General features: G+C 39.1%; 16 protein-coding genes and 2 pseudogenes. 9 read left to right on the top strand and 9 right to left on the bottom strand.

The genetic code is table 11. The features are described from left to right. From ACTH6U_RS02775 to osmB, 7 genes and pseudogenes are all read left to right on the top strand, one after another. Window positions 1–487, top strand: a pseudogene (locus tag ACTH6U_RS02775) (electron transport complex subunit RsxC); the annotation flags it as partial. A gap of 10 nt (window positions 488–497) precedes the next feature. Next, window positions 498–1,583: an electron transport complex subunit RsxD gene (gene rsxD / locus ACTH6U_RS02780; protein WP_441831543.1), complete on the top strand. Its 1,086-nt coding sequence runs from the start codon at window positions 498–500 to the stop codon at window positions 1,581–1,583. A gap of 9 nt (window positions 1,584–1,592) precedes the next feature. Next, window positions 1,593–2,222, top strand: a complete 630-nt coding sequence (gene rsxG / locus ACTH6U_RS02785; protein WP_294106161.1) for an electron transport complex subunit RsxG — start codon at window positions 1,593–1,595, stop codon at window positions 2,220–2,222. A gap of 2 nt (window positions 2,223–2,224) precedes the next feature. Further along, window positions 2,225–2,938 (top strand): electron transport complex subunit E, encoded by a 714-nt coding sequence (locus ACTH6U_RS02790; RefSeq protein ID WP_294106158.1) that lies wholly within the window; start codon window positions 2,225–2,227, stop codon window positions 2,936–2,938. An 18-nt stretch (window positions 2,939–2,956) separates the two neighbouring features. Next, window positions 2,957–3,598: an endonuclease III gene (gene nth, locus ACTH6U_RS02795; RefSeq protein WP_294106155.1), complete on the top strand. Its 642-nt coding sequence runs from the start codon at window positions 2,957–2,959 to the stop codon at window positions 3,596–3,598. A 149-nt stretch (window positions 3,599–3,747) separates the two neighbouring features. Beyond that, window positions 3,748–5,691 (top strand): exoribonuclease II, encoded by a 1,944-nt coding sequence (locus tag ACTH6U_RS02800; protein WP_441831544.1) that lies wholly within the window; start codon window positions 3,748–3,750, stop codon window positions 5,689–5,691. Window positions 5,692–5,886: 195 nt separating this feature from the next. After that, window positions 5,887–6,102, top strand: coding sequence for an osmotically-inducible lipoprotein OsmB (gene osmB / locus ACTH6U_RS02805; protein ID WP_294106150.1), 216 nt, complete (start codon window positions 5,887–5,889; stop codon window positions 6,100–6,102). 87 nt (window positions 6,103–6,189) lie between these two features. On the opposite strand, the gene yciH is transcribed toward osmB, so the two are convergent. The 5 genes and pseudogenes from yciH to pgpB all read right to left on the bottom strand — a co-directional run bounded on the left by yciH (window position 6,190) and on the right by pgpB (window position 9,656). Next, a complete protein-coding gene (gene yciH / locus ACTH6U_RS02810) occupies window positions 6,190–6,516 on the bottom strand; it encodes a stress response translation initiation inhibitor YciH (protein ID WP_441831545.1) in 327 nt (108 codons plus the stop codon). Further along, the gene (pyrF, locus tag ACTH6U_RS02815; RefSeq protein WP_294106201.1) at window positions 6,516–7,250 is read right to left on the bottom strand and encodes an orotidine-5'-phosphate decarboxylase; all 735 of its coding nucleotides are present in this window, start codon (window positions 7,248–7,250) and stop codon (window positions 6,516–6,518) included. The genes yciH and pyrF overlap by 1 nt, the downstream gene beginning before the upstream one ends. 45 nt (window positions 7,251–7,295) lie before the next feature. Next, window positions 7,296–8,465: a lipopolysaccharide assembly protein LapB gene (lapB, locus tag ACTH6U_RS02820; RefSeq protein WP_336430066.1), complete on the bottom strand. Its 1,170-nt coding sequence runs from the start codon at window positions 8,463–8,465 to the stop codon at window positions 7,296–7,298. A gap of 6 nt (window positions 8,466–8,471) precedes the next feature. Continuing rightward, a pseudogene (locus ACTH6U_RS02825) lies at window positions 8,472–8,789 on the bottom strand (LapA family protein). A 132-nt stretch (window positions 8,790–8,921) separates the two neighbouring features. Further along, a complete protein-coding gene (gene pgpB / locus ACTH6U_RS02830; protein ID WP_441831546.1) occupies window positions 8,922–9,656 on the bottom strand; it encodes a phosphatidylglycerophosphatase B in 735 nt (244 codons plus the stop codon). A 215-nt stretch (window positions 9,657–9,871) separates the two neighbouring features. Here pgpB and ribA point away from each other — a divergent pair, with 215 nt between their 5' ends. Further along, window positions 9,872–10,468 carry a GTP cyclohydrolase II gene (gene ribA / locus ACTH6U_RS02835; protein ID WP_294106199.1) on the top strand — a complete coding sequence of 199 codons (597 nt, stop codon included), beginning with the start codon at window positions 9,872–9,874 and terminating at the stop codon, window positions 10,466–10,468. A gap of 212 nt (window positions 10,469–10,680) precedes the next feature. Beyond that, on the top strand, window positions 10,681–11,658 hold the full coding sequence (gene hemB / locus ACTH6U_RS02840; protein WP_294106139.1) for a porphobilinogen synthase: 978 nt from the start codon (window positions 10,681–10,683) through the stop codon (window positions 11,656–11,658). 73 nt (window positions 11,659–11,731) lie between these two features. Here the strand turns inward: hemB and ACTH6U_RS02845 are convergent, their stop codons facing one another. The 4 genes from ACTH6U_RS02845 to cysB form a co-directional block, all read right to left on the bottom strand. Then, entirely contained in the window at window positions 11,732–12,853 is a 1,122-nt protein-coding gene (locus tag ACTH6U_RS02845; RefSeq protein WP_441831547.1) for a hypothetical protein, read from the bottom strand. 280 nt (window positions 12,854–13,133) lie between these two features. Continuing rightward, window positions 13,134–13,577, bottom strand: a complete 444-nt coding sequence (locus tag ACTH6U_RS02850; RefSeq protein ID WP_294106134.1) for a hypothetical protein — start codon at window positions 13,575–13,577, stop codon at window positions 13,134–13,136. A 302-nt stretch (window positions 13,578–13,879) separates the two neighbouring features. Further along, complete coding sequence (gene acnA / locus ACTH6U_RS02855) at window positions 13,880–16,552, bottom strand: aconitate hydratase AcnA (protein WP_441831548.1); 2,673 nt, start codon at window positions 16,550–16,552, stop codon at window positions 13,880–13,882. A 377-nt stretch (window positions 16,553–16,929) separates the two neighbouring features. Continuing rightward, entirely contained in the window at window positions 16,930–17,904 is a 975-nt protein-coding gene (gene cysB / locus ACTH6U_RS02860) for an HTH-type transcriptional regulator CysB (RefSeq protein ID WP_336430048.1), read from the bottom strand. Between the last annotated feature and the right edge of the window lie 83 nt (window positions 17,905–17,987).

The raw sequence follows: 17,987 nt of genomic DNA on the forward strand, positions 1-17,987 counted from the left end.
TGACCCACGCAAAGCGGCAGTCGCAGCTGCGATTGCACGTGCAAAAGCCAAAAAAGCGGCACAAGGGCAATCTCAACCTGAATCGATAGCCACAGAAACAGTGACAACATCAACCGAAACGGAAGTTGACCCGCGTAAAGCGGCGGTCGCAGCAGCGATTGCGCGTGCAAAAGCCAAAAAAGCGGCACAAGAGCAATCTCAACCTGAATCGATAGCCACGGAAACAGTGACAACATCAACCGAAACGGAAGTTGACCCACGCAAAGCGGCAGTCGCAGCTGCGATTGCACGTGCAAAAGCCAAAAAACTAGCCCAAGCACAAACGGAATTAGCGACACAAGTGACGATTGAAGATGAACTAGCTCCTGCCGCGCAGATGCCAATTGAAGAAGAAACTGATCCCCGTAAAATTGCAGTAGCTGCAGCAATTGCCCGCGTGAAAGCGAAGCAAACTCAGAAACAAAATGAACAGACAACTACAGAGTAAGTGATAAAAGATGAAATTTAGGCCACTTGATGCGAAAAATCGCCGATTAAAAATAGCTAGTGCCCCATTTACTCATGATAGGCAAAGTACCAGTCAGATAATGTTCTGGGTTTTACTTGCAGCAATCCCCGGTATTGCTGTTCAAACCTATTTTTTTGGTATCGGTACACTTTATCAAATTATTTTAGCGATGGTGACGGCGACTATAACAGAAGCTATTGCAATTCGCTTACGCAAACAACCTATACTTCCCGTACTGAAAGATAATTCAGCGATTGTAACTGCCTTATTACTTGGCGTAAGTTTACCGCCATTAGCACCTTGGTGGCTTATTGTACTCGGTACTGTATTTGCCATTATTATTGCCAAACAGTGTTATGGTGGATTAGGGCAAAATCCATTTAATCCGGCAATGGTTGGTTATGTTGTCTTACTTATTTCATTTCCCGTCCAAATGACTAACTGGTTACCCCCACAAGAATTACAAACGCTTTCTATTTCTGCAATGGATAGCTTATCTGTCATTATGAGTGGTCATACTCCCACTGGAGTTACTTTAGAGCAGTTACGGATGGGTGTCGATGGCATGAGCCAAGCAACACCTTTAGATAGTTTTAAAACAGGTTTATTAACCCACTCTATATCTGAAGTATTACAGCAACCTATTTTGCAAGGGTCTCTTGCTGGTATAGGTTGGCAATGGGTCAATATTGCTTATCTTATTGGTGGTTTGATTATGCTTAACCGCCGTATTATTAGCTGGCAGATCCCTGTCGCATTTATCGGCACTTTAGCATTTTTCTCTATCATCAGTTGGTTAATTGATGATGGCCGTTATTCGCAACCTTTAGTTCAATTGTTATCAGGCGCAACGATGCTTGGAGCATTTTTTATCGCAACCGACCCAGTCACCGCCTCAACGACACCTAAGGGCCGAATTATATTTGGTATCATGATTGGATTTTTAGTCTGGGTAATACGCGTTTATGGTGGATATCCAGATGCCGTCGCCTTTGCGGTATTATTGGCCAATATTACAGTGCCATTAATTGACTACTATACGCAGCCTCGCGCGTACGGACATGGACATAAGTAGGAAACCAATATGTTAAATACGATGCGACGCCATAGTACAATTTTAGCACTATTTGCTGCGGGAACTACCGCACTAAGTGCCGCAGTCTATACTTTGACTAAAGAAACTATTGCGGAACAAGCAGCTCTCGTACAAAAGAAATTACTCGATCAAGTCGTGCCATCTGAGCTATATGATAATGATTTGGCCAAAGAGTGTTATCTTGTCACCAATGAATCTGTTTTAGGTAATAAACTACCAAGACGGCTTTACATAGCCCGAAAAAATGGTGAACCCGTTGCAGCCGCATTAGAAAGTACCGCTCGCGACGGTTATTCAGGTGCTATTCATCTTTTAGTTGGTGCGGATTTCAAAGGTACGGTACTAGGAGTCCGAGTGACTGAGCATCATGAAACACCAGGTCTTGGTGATAAAATTGAAACACGTATTTCTGATTGGATAACCCATTTTAGTGGTAAAAAAATGGAATCCGATAACGACCCTAAATGGGCAGTAAAAAAAGATGGTGGTGAATTCGACCAATTCACTGGCGCAACGATAACCCCCAGAGCGGTTGTTAATGCCACAAAACGTACCGCTGTATTTATGCAACATATACAGCAAGAATTATCGAGTTACCCTATTTGCGGGGATGAATAATAATGAGTGAATCGAAAGATCTGATGGTTCAAGGGTTATGGAAAAATAACTCTGCTCTAGTGCAATTATTGGGTTTATGCCCATTATTAGCGGTTTCTTCAACAGCAACCAACGCATTGGGGCTTGGATTAGCCACGACGTTAGTTCTAATTTGTACTAATGTCGCTATCTCTGCCTTTCGCCGCTGGGTTCCGGCAGAAATACGTATCCCAATTTATGTTATGATCATCGCTTCGGTTGTTAGTGCTGTTCAAATGCTTATTAATGCCTATGCCTTTGGCTTATATGAATCACTTGGAATATTTATCCCTCTTATCGTTACAAACTGTATCGTCATTGGGCGCGCCGAAGCTTATGCGTCACGAAATCCTGTCCATTTATCTGCGATAGATGGCTTAGCAATGGGACTTGGTGCTACCGCTGCACTTTTTGTGCTTGGCGCAATGCGTGAAATTTTAGGCAATGGAACCCTATTTGATGGTGCCGATTTATTACTAGGATCATGGGCTAAATCCATAAGAATTGAAGTCTTACACCTTGACTCACCATTTTTACTCGCTATGCTGCCCCCAGGTGCATTTATTGGCTTAGCCTTAATGTTAGCCTGTAAGTATTTGATAGATGAAAAAATGAAAAAAAGAGCCGCCCTGAAACTGGATCAACAACCAGCCCGCGAATATGAAAAACAACAAGGGTGCGGTAGTCATATTTCTTAAATTAATATTATGTGAGCAATGAATAAATCAAAACGCCTTGAGATTCTAACTCGCCTACGCGATAACAATCCTCATCCAACAACGGAGTTAAAATTTAACTCCCCTTTTGAGTTACTTATTGCGGTATTGCTTTCAGCGCAAGCAACTGATGTCAGTGTTAATAAAGCAACCGCAAAATTATATCCTGTTGCAAATACCCCAGAAAAGCTCATGGCTCTGGGTGTCGATGGCATAAAATCATATATAAAAACCATTGGCTTATTTAATACTAAAGCTGAAAGTGTTTTTAAAACCTGTAAAATTTTAATTGAAAAACATAATAGCCAAGTTCCAGAAGACCGTGAAGCGCTTGAAGCTTTACCGGGTGTTGGTCGTAAAACAGCCAATGTAGTACTGAATACTGCATTTGGTTGGCCAACAATTGCTGTTGATACGCATATTTTTAGAGTTTGTAATCGTACCAATTTCGCATCAGGTAAAAATGTCGTTGAAGTCGAAGATAAGTTATTAAAAGTCGTCCCAGCAGAGTTTAAAGTTGATTGTCATCATTGGTTTATACTACATGGCAGATATACTTGCATTGCGCGAAAACCGCGTTGCGGCTCTTGTATTATCGAAGATTTATGCGAATTCAAAGACAAAGTATATCCTGAAAATTAATAAATTTGACTCTCAGCTAATCGTTATTAACCTTTAGTTAATTCCTATTAGCTCTCAGATATGGTTAAAAGCGCATTTTTTTCTTGCCCTAATACTTTGTCTTACGTAACAATAGAGTCAAACTCAACCTCACAAAATAAATGGTAAGTATGTTTCAAGATAACCCATTGCTCGCACAGCTTAAACAAAAATTACATGCCCAAACCCCCCGAGTTGAAGGCCTAGTTAAAGGTACTGAAAAAGGTTTCGGTTTTTTAGAAGTTGATGGACAAAAAAGTTACTTTATCCCACCTCCGCAGATGAAAAAAGTCATGCATGGTGACCGCGTTATTGCCTCCGTACATACAGATAAAGACCGTGAATTTGTAGAGCCAGAAGAGCTTGTAGAACCTTTTCTTGAACGTTTTGTCGGTAAAATTCAGAAAAAAGAAAACGACAATCGATTATTTATTATCCCCGATCATCCTTTATTAAAAGACGCTATTTCCTGTCGCCCAATAGATGGAATTACACATCAATTCAAACAAGATGACTGGGCCGTCGCACAAATGCGTCGCCATCCCTTAAAAGGTGATAAGGCATTTTATGCAGACATCACTGAATACATTACTGATGGCGCTGACCATTTTGCTCCTTGGTGGGTAACGTTACGCCGTCACCAATTAGACCGTGATGAACCACAAATGGTTGACTGTGAACGTGATGATCAGGGTATTGAACGTGTTGATTTAACTGAGCTGCATTTTGTAACTATTGATAGTGCAAGCACTGAAGATATGGATGATGCGCTTTATATTGAAAAAACTGAAAACGGCGATTTAAAATTATTTATCGCCATTGCTGACCCAACTAGCTATATCAGCGAAGGAAGTGAGCTCGATAAACTCGCCCTTTCCCGCTCTTTCACTAACTATTTACCGGGTTTTAATATCCCGATGCTACCGCGCATATTATCTGACAATCTATGTTCCTTACGTCCAAATGAGCGTCGGCCAGCCTTAGTTTGTGTTGCCTTGATCCACCAAGATGGTTCTATTTCTGAAAATATTGAATTTTTCAGTGCATGGGTAGAGTCAAAATCTAAGCTAGTTTATGATGAACTTTCTGATTGGCTAGAAAATACAGGTAGTTGGCAGCCAAAGAATGAAAGCGACAAGCAACAAATTCTGTTATTAAAAGAGATGGCAGATAAACGCCTACAGTGGCGTGATGATCATGCACTCGTGTTTAAAGACAGACCGGATTACCGCTTTGTGTTAGATGATAAAGGTGATGTCGTTGACATCGTTTCAGAAAGCCGTCGTAGTGCTAATCGCATTGTCGAAGAAGCCATGATAACGTCAAATCTGTGCGCTGCGTCTGTATTAAAAAATAAATTAGGTTTTGGTGTCTTTAACGTACATATGGGCTTTGACCCATTACAAATTGATCAAGTAGTTCAAACCCTTAAAGATAACGGTATTGAAACAACAGCGGAGTCACTACTTTCACTTGAAGGATTCCGCCAATTACGCCTTCAATTAGATTCACAACCTACCCAATTTTTAGATAACCGTATTCGCCGTTATCAGACATTTGCAGAAATTAAAGCCGATCCAGGCCCACATTTTGGCTTAGGATTTAATGCTTATGCAACATGGACATCTCCAATTCGTAAATATACCGATATTGTCAACCACCGCCTGTTAAAGTCCATTATTGCCGGTAAACCATCAACCAATAAGCCGAATGAAGAACTGTCACTTAAACTGGCTGAGCGTCGCCGAGCTAACCGTATGGCTGAACGAGACGTTGGAGATTGGTTATATTCCCGATTCTTGAAGCCATTTGAAGGTACTGATAAAAAATTTCCTGCTGAAATTATTGATATTACCCGTGGCGGTATTCGAGTCAGACTGACTGGCAATGGTGCGGTCGCTTTCATCCCTGCGCCATTCCTTCATAGCGTACGCGATGAAGTTCAATGCAGCCAAGAAACTGGGTGTGTTCTGATTAAAGGTGAAAAAGCTTATCAGCTTAACGACATCATTGATGTCAATATTGCCGAAGTTCGTATGGAAACTCGAAATATCGTTGCTCGCCCTGCGGCATAGTAACAATTGTGCTATTATCTAAAGACTGCTGACAAAATCGTCAGTAGTCTTTTATTTTTTAGCCTTAACACAAAAATCGCATTTAACGTTAAAAAATCTACATTTATTGATATTTATTCCTGATTATTCTTATTTGTTAAATCAACGACCATGATATTTTAAACATGTAATAATTTGAATTTAAGGATCAATAAAATGAATACTCTAAGCAAACGCATTCTATCTTTTGTTATTGTAACGACTATCGCTATCAGTGTGGGCGCATGCTCAAACATGTCGAAACGAGATAAACATACGACAATCGGCGCTGGCGTAGGTGCAGTTGGTGGGGCAATACTCACTGATGGTAGTCCACTAGGAACGATCGGTGGTGCAGCGGTTGGTGGTATTATTGGTCGGCAGGTCAAATAGACCATAGCCAGCTGGGCTCAGATTCAATAATAAGGGGAAACATTTGATTTCCCCTTACTTTTCAATGCTACTGGATTAATTAGCGAATCAACCACCAGCTAATTTAACTTTAAATCCTTTGGCTTCAAGAAGTTGCTTGATAAAGTCACGCTTTTCACCTTGGATCTCAATATTACCGTCTTTAACTGCACCGCCACAACCACACTTCTTTTTTAATTCAGCGGCGAGTAAACTAAGTGCATTATCATCAAGATCAAGGCCAGTCACAACGCATACACCTTTACCTTTTCGTCCTGATGTTTCACGACGAATCCTAACAATGCCATCACCTTTTGGTCTTTCTGATTCAATTTTCTCTTCTTCAATACGACCAACATCAGTGCTATAAACTAAACGGCTATTTGAGTCATTCATTATAACCCCTTGATTGACTGATTAATTTGTTGCAACGTCAAAGTTGGGTTATCACTACGCGTAATGGGACGACCAATGACCATATAATCAACCCCTGCTTTTACCGCATCTTGTGGCGTCATAATACGGCGTTGATCGCCAATATCACTGCCTAATGGGCGAATACCAGGCGTGACTAATTTAAAATCGTTGCCACATAAATCTTTTAGACGAATAGCTTCATGGGCTGAACAGACGACACCATCAAGACCACATTGTTTGGTAAGTAGAGCAAGACGTTCTGCATGTTCCGCGGGGGTTGCATTAATACCAACGCCAATAAGATCAGACTCATCCATGCTAGTCAGCACAGTTACAGCTGTTAATAATGGTGCATCCTTGCCATAGACTTCCAGTGAATTACGCGCAGCTTCCATCATACGAGCACCACCACTAGCATGCACATTCACCATCCACACCCCCATTTCAGCAGATGCTGCGACAGCTCGAGCAACCGTATTTGGAATATCATGGAATTTTAAATCAAGGAAAACATCAAATCCACGCTCATGAAGTGACTTAACGAATTGAGGACCATTGAAAGTAAACATCTCTTTACCCACTTTTAGACGGCAATCACGTGGGTCAAGACGATCAACAAAGGCTAACGCCGCATTTGCATCATCGTAATCAAGCGCAACAATGACAGGCGAATGCGTCATTACGCAGGTCTGGTTCTCAGTTGAGGAAATCATTTCATAGCCTTTAATTGAGTTGTAATAATTGAAAAGGTGACGTTGTCACTGACCATCTAATCCTCTTATTGGCTTGATAGTGTCCCAAGAGCGACAAGATGGACAATGCCAATAGAGTGAATGTGAGGTAAATCCGCATTTATGACAGCGATAATCAGGTTTTGTTTTAATTTGCTCACCAACCATTTTACGCAATAAAATCAAACTTTCTTTCGCCCGACCATCTTCTGCTTCTTGGAGGTGGTAATCCATCAAACGATAAAATAAGCGCATGGTTGGATGACGTTGTATTTGATCATTAACGTAACTGGCAGCCGCTTCTCGATTTTGTTTTTCTGCGATGATATCAGCCAAATACAGTTGGGCAATCGCACCTGAATTGCCTGCAACACATTGACGTAAGTAATCTTCCCACTCATCAGAATCGCCAGTATGTTGGTAGCAGTCATAAAGAAGAGGTAAAGCCTCTGCGACAAGTTCACGATCTTGTTCGTAAACTTGCTTTAAAACATTAATTGCTTTTTCAAAGTTAGCTTGTTCAATAAAAATGCGCCCTTTCATAATTGAAACCCGCGCACAATTTTTATCCGCTTGAGCCGCTTTATTAAGTAAATTCAGAGCATCATCAAGATCATCACTACCGAGTTGCTGAGTCGCAAGTTCACAGTAAAAATGGGCAATTTGTTCACGTAGCTCATCGTTACCTAGCTTGACTAGTTTACCCGCAACATCTATCGCTTTGCTCCAATCACTGGTTAACTGATAAATACTTAGTAAAGATTGTAATGCACTTTGTTTGAAATCGATTTCATCAGTAAGTTGTTGAAACATATTCTCAGCACGGTCATAAACTCCAGCAGTCATATAATCTCGACCTAACTGCTGAGTTGCTAAAAGTCGTTGTTCAAATGAAAGAGAGGCACTTTCCACCAGCGACTGGTGAATTCGAATTGCGCGTTCAACTTCGCCGCGAGAGCGAAATAAATTACCTAAAGTGAGATGGGCTTCAAAAGCAGAGCTATCTTCTTTCAACATATCCAAAAATAGATCAACCGCTTTATCTTGTTGATTGGATAATAGAAAATTCACGCCTGTTACGTAATCACGTGACAAGCGATTCGCATGTTGCTGCTTATCTTGTTGAACGCTTCTACGCCCCATGTACCAACCGTATGCTGCGGCAACAGGTAGCAACAGAAACAGCAACTCAAACATACAGGACTATTCCTTATCCTGAGCTGTCACTATCGAGGTTGACTCTGAAGTTTTTTTATCTCCAACCTCTAATTGTGACTCTAAACGTTTAATTTTACGTCGTGCATTTTTAAGACTTACAACAGTGCGTAAATAAAAGACTGCACAGATTAGCCAACCAAGCACAAAACCGACACCAAAAAGTAATGCAAGCAGAGATGATAAAGAAAAATCCCCTTTTGCTATCAGTTATTTAAATTTATTTACCTTATAATTGCTTGAGCCCAGCTTAATCGAAATGATAAAAAAAGCGACCGCTAGTAATAAAATCAGAAAATATTTCACATTTGTTCCCGTTGTCAGTTCTTATGATCCTAAAATATCTACCTGATAAGGTAGCATTTCCGGCGCATTCAGACAAAGTAATTTATTTTATACAAACTACTTTAACTAAAATAAAACACCTATTTTCAGTCTCTAATTGCAATCACGATCAACCATCTTATTTGAGAGTTTATAATCGAATAATGCATACCCAAAAATGGCAAAACAACCGCTAATAATAATAGAAACAATTATATCTATTGGCCAGTGCATCCCCAAAATCATACGACTAAATCCAATTCCTTCTGCCCAAATAGCTAAAAATAAACAAAATGTATATTGGCGACGTTGCCATAACAGCCCTATCAGTAGCAATGCCCAACCAGCAGCAAATAACATATGCCCAGAAGGAAATGAGTAACCAGTTTCTGATTGCCAATGCGCAAGCTGCCAGTTTGGAACGTTTTCATTTTGGTTCACCGTTGTTTGAACTAGCTCTGCACGTTGTAGCCGTGTTAAATCATAAAATTCTGAATTTGAAATATCATATTGTTGTTCTATCCAAACAATATAGGGTCTAGGCTCTTGAAAATAACTTTTAAGTATCGACTTAAGACCCTGCATGGCTAATATGCAAAAAATCATAATAGCGATCAATTTAACGAATAAATGACGTTGTGAACGGAACACAAATAATGTGATAGAAACGAAAATGAGAGAAGTAACAATGCTATAAGGTGCGCCTGCCGTATCGGTTAGCCAAAGTATCCACTTCATCGATTTTGGCTGATTTTCAGGTGACCAATTCCATCCTATCATCATTAATATAATCGGTGGAATTAACAACAACACAGCAAAACAGGTAACAATATAAACGTTTTTTTTCATCTCATGTATTCCATACAGATAAGTTATTTCCTATACATAAATATTACATTCACTCTTCCTTAACTCTGCTATAGTAATATACCGCTGGCAGTGTGCAAAGGTGTCAGCCTCTATATGCTAAACGTTATAGAGTATCGATATTTTAAACTCAATGTAGTTTATATCGATTAACGTTAATAATTAAGCAAGAGTTACTTTAACTAATGAATGAAAATATGCAGCTAAAACGCGTAGCCGAAGCAAAATTACCCACTCCATTTGGCGAATTTCTGATGGTTGGCTTTGAAGAAATCGCCACAGGTCATGATCACGTAGCACTAGTTTTTGGTGATATTACCGGCTCTGTGCCTATTCTTAGTCGTATTCATTCTGAATGCTTAACGGGTGATGCATTATTCAGCTTACGTTGTGATTGTGGATTTCAATTAGAAGCCGCACTCTCTCAGATTAGCAAAGAAGGTCGAGGTGTTCTTCTTTACCATCGTCAAGAAGGTAGGAATATTGGCCTACTCAATAAAATTCGTGCCTATGCATTACAAGATCAGGGTTTTGATACCGTAGAAGCTAATCTCAAACTGGGTTTTAAAGCCGATGAGCGTGATTTTACGCTTTGTTCTGACATGTATAAACTATTAGGCATAAATGAAGTTCGTTTATTGACCAATAACCCGCAGAAAATTGATATCATGCGTGAAGCCGGAATTAATGTTGTAGAACGCGTACCTTTAATTGTTGGACGTAATCCTAGCAATGCGCACTACCTTGATGTCAAAGCTGAAAAAATGGGTCATTTGTTATTTAAGCATCAATAATCGTATCTAAAGGAAGTGCGCCCCCGCGCTTCCTTCCTCCAATTACGCCTTATTTATATATCCGATTATAACAATCAAATGTTAGACATTTACGCATTGTCATATTCACATTCTTTTTATAAGGTTTATACTGTCTGCAATATTATTACCTTGATAAATATGTCAATAATTGCTGCCAATTATACCTATTTTTCATACTGCAAGGAGATATTGTGAATAACCTGCATTCCATTCAGCGCATGAGAAGATTGCGTAAAAATGAACAATTTCGCGCCCTATTTCAAGAAACTCACCTATCACTAAATGACTTGTGTTTGCCTATTTTTGTTGAAGAACAACTCGATGATTATATGCCAATTAAAAGTATGCCGGGCGTCATGCGCATCCCTGAAAAGCGTTTGGCTTATGAAATTGAACGCATTGCCAACGCAGGCATTAAATCCGTAATGACATTTGGTGTTTCGCATCACCTTGATGAAACAGGGAGTGATGCATGGCATGAAAATGGCCTAGTTTCACGTATGTCACGTATATGTAAAGACACAGTTCCTGAAATGATTGTCATGTCAGATACATGTTTTTGTGAATATACCTCTCATGGACATTGCGGCGTAATGCATGGTGATATCGTTGATAACGACACCACTATTCATAATCTCGGTTTACAAGCTGTTGCCGCAGCGCGCGCAGGGGCTGATTTCATTGCGCCATCCGCAGCAATGGATGGACAAATTGCAGCAATTCGCCATGCTCTTGATACCGCGGGTTTTACAGATACCGCTATCATGTCTTACTCCACTAAATTTGCCTCAGCACTTTATGGCCCATTCCGTGATGCCGCAGGTTCTTGTCTTAAAGGTGATAGAAAAACCTATCAAATGAATCCAATGAACCGCCGTGAAGCTATTCGCGAATCATTAATTGATGTACAAGAAGGCGCTGATGCATTGATGGTTAAACCCGCGGGTGCGTATCTTGATATCATTCGTGATTTACGTGAATGTACACAATTACCCATTGGGGCTTATCAAGTCAGTGGTGAATATGCGCAAATTAAATTTGCAGCTCAAGCTGGTGCTATCGATGAGACTCGAGTAACACTTGAAACATTAGGCTCAATTAAACGAGCGGGTGCTGACCTCATCTTTACTTATTTTGCATTGCAACTTGCTGAAGATAAAATTTTATAATTTCCAATTTTAATGTATATGGCCGCCAATATATTCATGCGGCCATATACAATTCAACGCTTATAACTAAATTTTACTTGCCCATAAATTTAGTTAAATCATTTTGCTTTTTACTATTTTCGGTTAATTTTTCATCTAAACGTTGAATCTTCGACTCTAACATTCTAATATTTTTTTGATTTTCTAACTTAGACTCATTCAGTACTATTTTATCTTGTTCAAATACCTTAATTTCATTTTTAAGATCATCTACTGAAGTGAACTTTTTATTATTTTCCAACTCAGTTAGTTGGTTATCTAACTTTGCAGTGAACTTTTGTTTTTCCATTTTCAGGTTATTTACTGTAGATGATGGATCTAAATAGTTCTTCACTAATTCATTAAATTTCGATGCAGTAGAATTTAGTTCTTTGCCTTTACTAGAGTATTCGCGGTGCCCGCTAACAAGTTTAAAGCCAAACTTTTCCATTGCATAGCTACTATCATTAATATGAGCTTTCCACGAAGTAGCCCCTAAACCATTTTTATCAGACTCAAAAATTTTTCCAGCCTCAGCCTTACGTAAGTCCTCTTTAATACCGGAAAATTTATCACCAGCTATTTGCTTTATCTGACCTAATAAATTGCTTTTTACATTCTTAATCTGGTCATCCATTTTTTTAATTTTATCACTACCTTCTGATTTTTTCTGAGTAATTTGATTATCAATCGAGCTATTCTTTTCTTTGAAACTTTTCAATAATTTGGCAGACTCCGAAGGGTCACTGCAAATTTTCAAATTGTTATCATTATCTTTTACTTTGTTTTCAATCTGCTTCAAATTTTGCTGAACATCTGTTAAGGCAGTGCTACTCAATGACAACTCTTTGGTTAAGGTTCTTTTTTCATTTGCTAGCTCGTTACCTTCAATTTTACTCAATGATTTTAAAAATGACTGTTTAATACTTTCTAATTTTGTACTTTTTTCTTTTAGCATTCCTGAATTTTGTTTATTTAATTTAATATCGAGTGCATTGAAACGTGATTCTAACGACTTAGTTCCAGCAAATGTTAAACTTTTAGCTTCAGAACTATTCACTATTTTTTCAATGTTGTTAACGAGTTTACTGAGTTCATTGAGTGGCTTTTTAGACACTTTATCAGAACTTTCCAGCTTGTTAAATGCAGCAACAAAACGACTTGCTTGACTTATCATAGTATTAATTTCCTTTATAAAATAAATAATTTTTCCGCAAAAATATATTGCACAAGGAGAATATTCACCTAATGGATACAAGACAATTTACTTACTATGAAAAGCAATGATTTATTCGGAAAATAACTGACTTATCCGGAAAAGAAGTGAAGCGACCAAACAAAAAAGTAATATAAAGCTAATAAAAAAACCCAACCACTGTACGTAAATACAGTGACTGGGTTTTTGGGCACTTATGACTAAACTTCATACATAACTAGTATGGTTTATATTCTTTTTTTTATTTTTTACGCTGTAATTCAAGCTGTTTAGATAATGACTGCGCATATACTTGAGCTGATTCCTCAGTTAATAAGCCTGCAATAAGTAAATCTGATTTACCCGCTGATGTTTTTGCTATCACTCCCCATGAATCAACTTCAGCGGCAATGCTATCAATGCTTTGATCTAACATAGGAAAAATTTCGAAGAAATCTTTTAGGGGGGCAATTGAGATTGAGGAATAATCAGCATTCATTCCTAATGGAAATTCTTTATCGGCATATAATCGTAAATCGTGGACTTCAGTTTCTGGCGTTTGCATCACAATGGAATATAAATTGGGAATATGTTCTAAAATATCTCGGACTTCATCATTCGCTCCCACACAATGGGAAGTACTTACAAGAATATCTGCTGCCCATAAAGCACCTTTATAAAAATCAATTTCATGGATCTCTGCCATATTTATTTCCTTTACGTTATTTTCAATAGATGCTGTTACTTCATTAAATCAGACTACAAGCTATATATCGTAAATGTAATCAAAAAAAACAAACTGGTTCATGGTTAACTTCACATAAAGCACTAAAAGTACAATATTTGATGTTCAACAGGTTTAATTCATTTCTCCCAACAACTCAAACAACTGCTATCACCATAACTTAGAAACAACATTAAAATATTGAGAAAAAACAATATTCATCAAGCAATATGAAATAAAAAACGCCTGCGATGTAAGTTCATGCAGGCGTTTACACTTTGGTGCTAATGAAGCATTTGTCTAATCACATAATGCAATATTCCGCCATGACGGTAATATTCCATTTCTGTTGCCGTATCAATACGACAACGAGTGGTTATTTCTTTAATATCACCGTTTCCATAAGTAATTCTAACGATGATATCTTGCCCTGGTGTCAATGATTGCAACGATGCCACATCGATTCTTTCATCGCCTTTCAAACCTAATGTTTTACGTGTCATCCCATGAGTAAATTCAAGGGGAATCACGCCCATACCAATAAGATTAGAACGGTGAATACGCTCATAAGATTCCGTTATTACCACCCTAACGCCCAGTAAATTGGTTCCTTTCGCAGCCCAGTCACGACTAGAGCCTGAACCATATTCTTTACCCGCAATAATCGCTAATGGTCGTTTTTCTTGCTGATACAACATAGCCGCATCATAGATTGCCATTTGCTTACCTGTTGGAATATGTAATGTATATCCCCCCTCAACACCCGGCACCATTTCATTACGGATACGAATGTTAGCAAATGTACCGCGCATCATCACTTCATGGTTACCACGACGTGAACCATAAGAGTTAAAATCAGCAGAATTCACACCATGCTCTTGGAGATAACGTCCCGCTGGGCTGTCTTTTTTAATGTTACCCGCCGGCGAGATATGGTCAGTCGTGACCGAATCACCCAAAATGGCTAAAATACTTGCCCCTTGAATATCTTCAATCACATCAGGGACTGCACGCATATTTTCAAAAAATGGCGGATGACGAATATAAGTAGAATCAGCTTGCCAATGATAGGTTGATGAACTTTCAACTTCTAATGAACGCCATGCATCATCACCATCAAAAACTGCGCTATATTCTTTACGGAACATATCCGTTTTCACTTTTTCAACCGCTAAAGCAATTTCTGCACTTGTTGGCCAAATATCTTTGAGATAAACATCATTACCTTGTTTATCTACTCCTAAAGGCTCTACTTTAAGATTGATATTCATATTACCTGCAAGCGCATAAGCAACAACTAAAGGTGGTGAAGCTAACCAGTTGGTTTTGACTAATGGATGGATTCGGCCTTCAAAATTACGGTTACCCGATAATACAGCTCCTACTGTCAAGTCGGTTTGTTTTATCGCATCTTCAATTGGTGTTGGTAATGGCCCTGAGTTACCTATACAGGTAGTACATCCATAACCCACTAGGTTAAAACCTAATTTATCAAGATAAGGCGTTAATCCGGCTAAGGCGAGATAATCAGTAACAACTTTAGAGCCCGGTGCCAAAGATGATTTCACCCATGGCTTACGCGATAACCCTTTTTCAACCGCTTTTTGCGCTAAAAGCCCTGCGGCCATTAAAACACTTGGGTTCGAAGTATTGGTACAAGATGTAATAGCGGCAATCACAACTGCACCATCGGTTAATTCAAAGGATTGATTTTTATAATTAACCGTTGGATGTGCGTTTCTATCTTTTTTATTCACTTCTAATTCAACCGCACCGCGAAATGCGACTGGAACTTGGCTCAGTTCGACTCTATCTTGTGGGCGTTTTGGGCCTGCAAGGCTAGATTCTACGGTAGACATATCCAATTCTAATGAGCTGGTAAATATGGGCTCATCCCCTTGATGGCGCCAAAGTCCCTGCACTTTACTGTAAAGCTCCACCAGCGCAATATCATCTTCACTGCGACCCGTTAATCTCATATAGGCAAGTGTCACGTCATCCACAGGGAAGAATCCACAGGTTGCACCATATTCTGGGGCCATATTGGCGATAGTTGCTCTATCAGCCAATGGTAAATCAGCTAATCCATCACCATAAAATTCAACAAATTTACCAACGACACCGTGTTTTCGCAGCATTTGCGTGACAGTTAACACTAAATCCGTTGCCGTTATACCTTCGGGCAACTTACCGATTAATTTAAATCCAACCACATCTGGAATTAGCATCGATACCGGCTGACCTAGCATTGCGGCCTCAGCTTCAATACCACCAACACCCCAGCCAAGTACGCCTAATCCATTAATCATCGTGGTATGTGAGTCGGTTCCCACTAAAGTATCTGGATAAGCATATAACTTACCGTCGGTTTCTTCATGCCACACCGTTTTACCTAAATATTCAAGGTTAACTTGATGGCAAATACCGGTTCCCGGTGGAACAACTCTAAAACGATTAAACGCTTTTTGACCCCAGCGTAAAAATAAGTAACGTTCATGGTTACGTTGCATTTCTATTTCAACGTTTTCCCCAAATGCATTTTTTGACCCAAATTCATCCACCATCACGGAATGGTCGATAACAAGGTCTACTGGTGATAAGGGATTAACTTGGTTAACATTTCCACCCAATGACTTAACCGCTTCTCGCATTGCCGCGAGATCCACTACAGCAGGTACACCTGTAAAATCTTGCATGAGAACCCGCGCAGGTCGGTAGGCGATTTCTCTTTCTGCATGGGCTTCTTTTTGCCAATCAATAATGGCTTGTAAGTCCTGTTCAACCACTGACTTACCATCAATATTACGTAATAGATTTTCGAGTAGAACTTTGAGGGATTTAGGTAACCGAGCTCCATCACCTAACTTTTTTTCGGCAAGTGCTAAACTAAAGTAATTATATTGCTTGTTTCCAATATCGAGCACCGCTGCACTTTGTGTTTTTAGATTCAACGACATAACTCCTCCTTGGTTTTTTATGACGATGGCAATACCACACGTCAATCACCATTATTTTTTATAAACCTCTTTTAATCATAGTTGCTCAAAAAATTTCATTTATTGATTTCGTGCCAAATACACAATGAAACACACTTTAGTGTAGGATAATTTAGGCTAAGATGTGAACTTAAGGCAAATAACCACCTTTATCATTACATTTCGAAGGGATTTAAATTTGATTTTTAATTTTTGAACAATGTACATTTAAATTATTTTCAAAGCATTTTAGCCCATAACTAGGCGGCAAAAACACAAATCCCTAGGAGCGTAGATAACTACGTGACTAGGGTTTATGTTTGAAGCCAACAACGCTATGGGCTAAAAGGCAAAGAAAATCAAATTATAGGGAGTTTTATATCTTTAAAAAACGCTTCTATATCTTCATTATTTCGCAATGCAACTGCTTTATCTACCACATCTCGGGTTAAATGCGGTGCAAAACGCCACATAAAATCATACATGTAGCTACGTAAGAAACTGGTTTTTTTGAATCCTATTTTTGTAGTGCTATAACTGAATTTATCACGCATATCAATAATAACTAAATCACTATCATTAACGGGATCAACTGCCATACTTGCGATAATCCCAATACCAAGCCCTAACCGAACATAGGTTTTAATCACATCAGCATCCGTTGCAGTAAAAATTATTTTTGGCTCTAATCCTATTTTTTGAAATGCAATATCCAGTTCTGAACGACCTGTAAAACCGTGGGTATAGGTCACAATTTGATATTGTGCGATATCTTCAATAGTCACGTTCTTTTTGGTGGCTAATGGATGATCTTTTTGTACGACCACACAACGGTTCCAGTGGTAGCAAGGTAACATGATCAAATCGCTATAAAGGTGTAATGCTTCTGTTGCGATTGCAAAATCACTATTACCTTTGCACACTTCTTCTGCTATCTGTGTTGGCGTCCCTTGCTGCATATGTAAAGAGACATTAGGGTAACGCTCAATAAACCCTTTAATCACCGGAGGTAATGCATAACGAGCTTGTGTATGCGTAGTTGCAATGCTAAGGCTGCCTCTATCTGGGTAAGTATGTTCCCCCGCTACTGAGCGTATCGCATCAATTTTAGACAAAACTTCCCTTGATATACGAACTACCTCTTCACCTGCGGGAGTGACATGTGTTAAATGTTTACCACTACGAGCAAATATTTGAATACCAAGCTCATCTTCAAGCATACGAACCTGTTTACTGATCCCCGGCTGTGAAGTGAATAATCCTTCGGCTGTAGAGGAGACATTCAAGTCGTGATTGACGACTTCAACAATATAACGCAATTGCTGCAATTTCATTTTTAGGTCTACCTCTTACAAAGCGACTTGCCAATCGCTATAGCTAAAAAATATTAGTTATAACTAAAAGAAATATAGATTAT

Source organism: Providencia sp., from assembly GCF_052096715.1.
Classification (GTDB): domain Bacteria; phylum Pseudomonadota; class Gammaproteobacteria; order Enterobacterales; family Enterobacteriaceae; genus Providencia.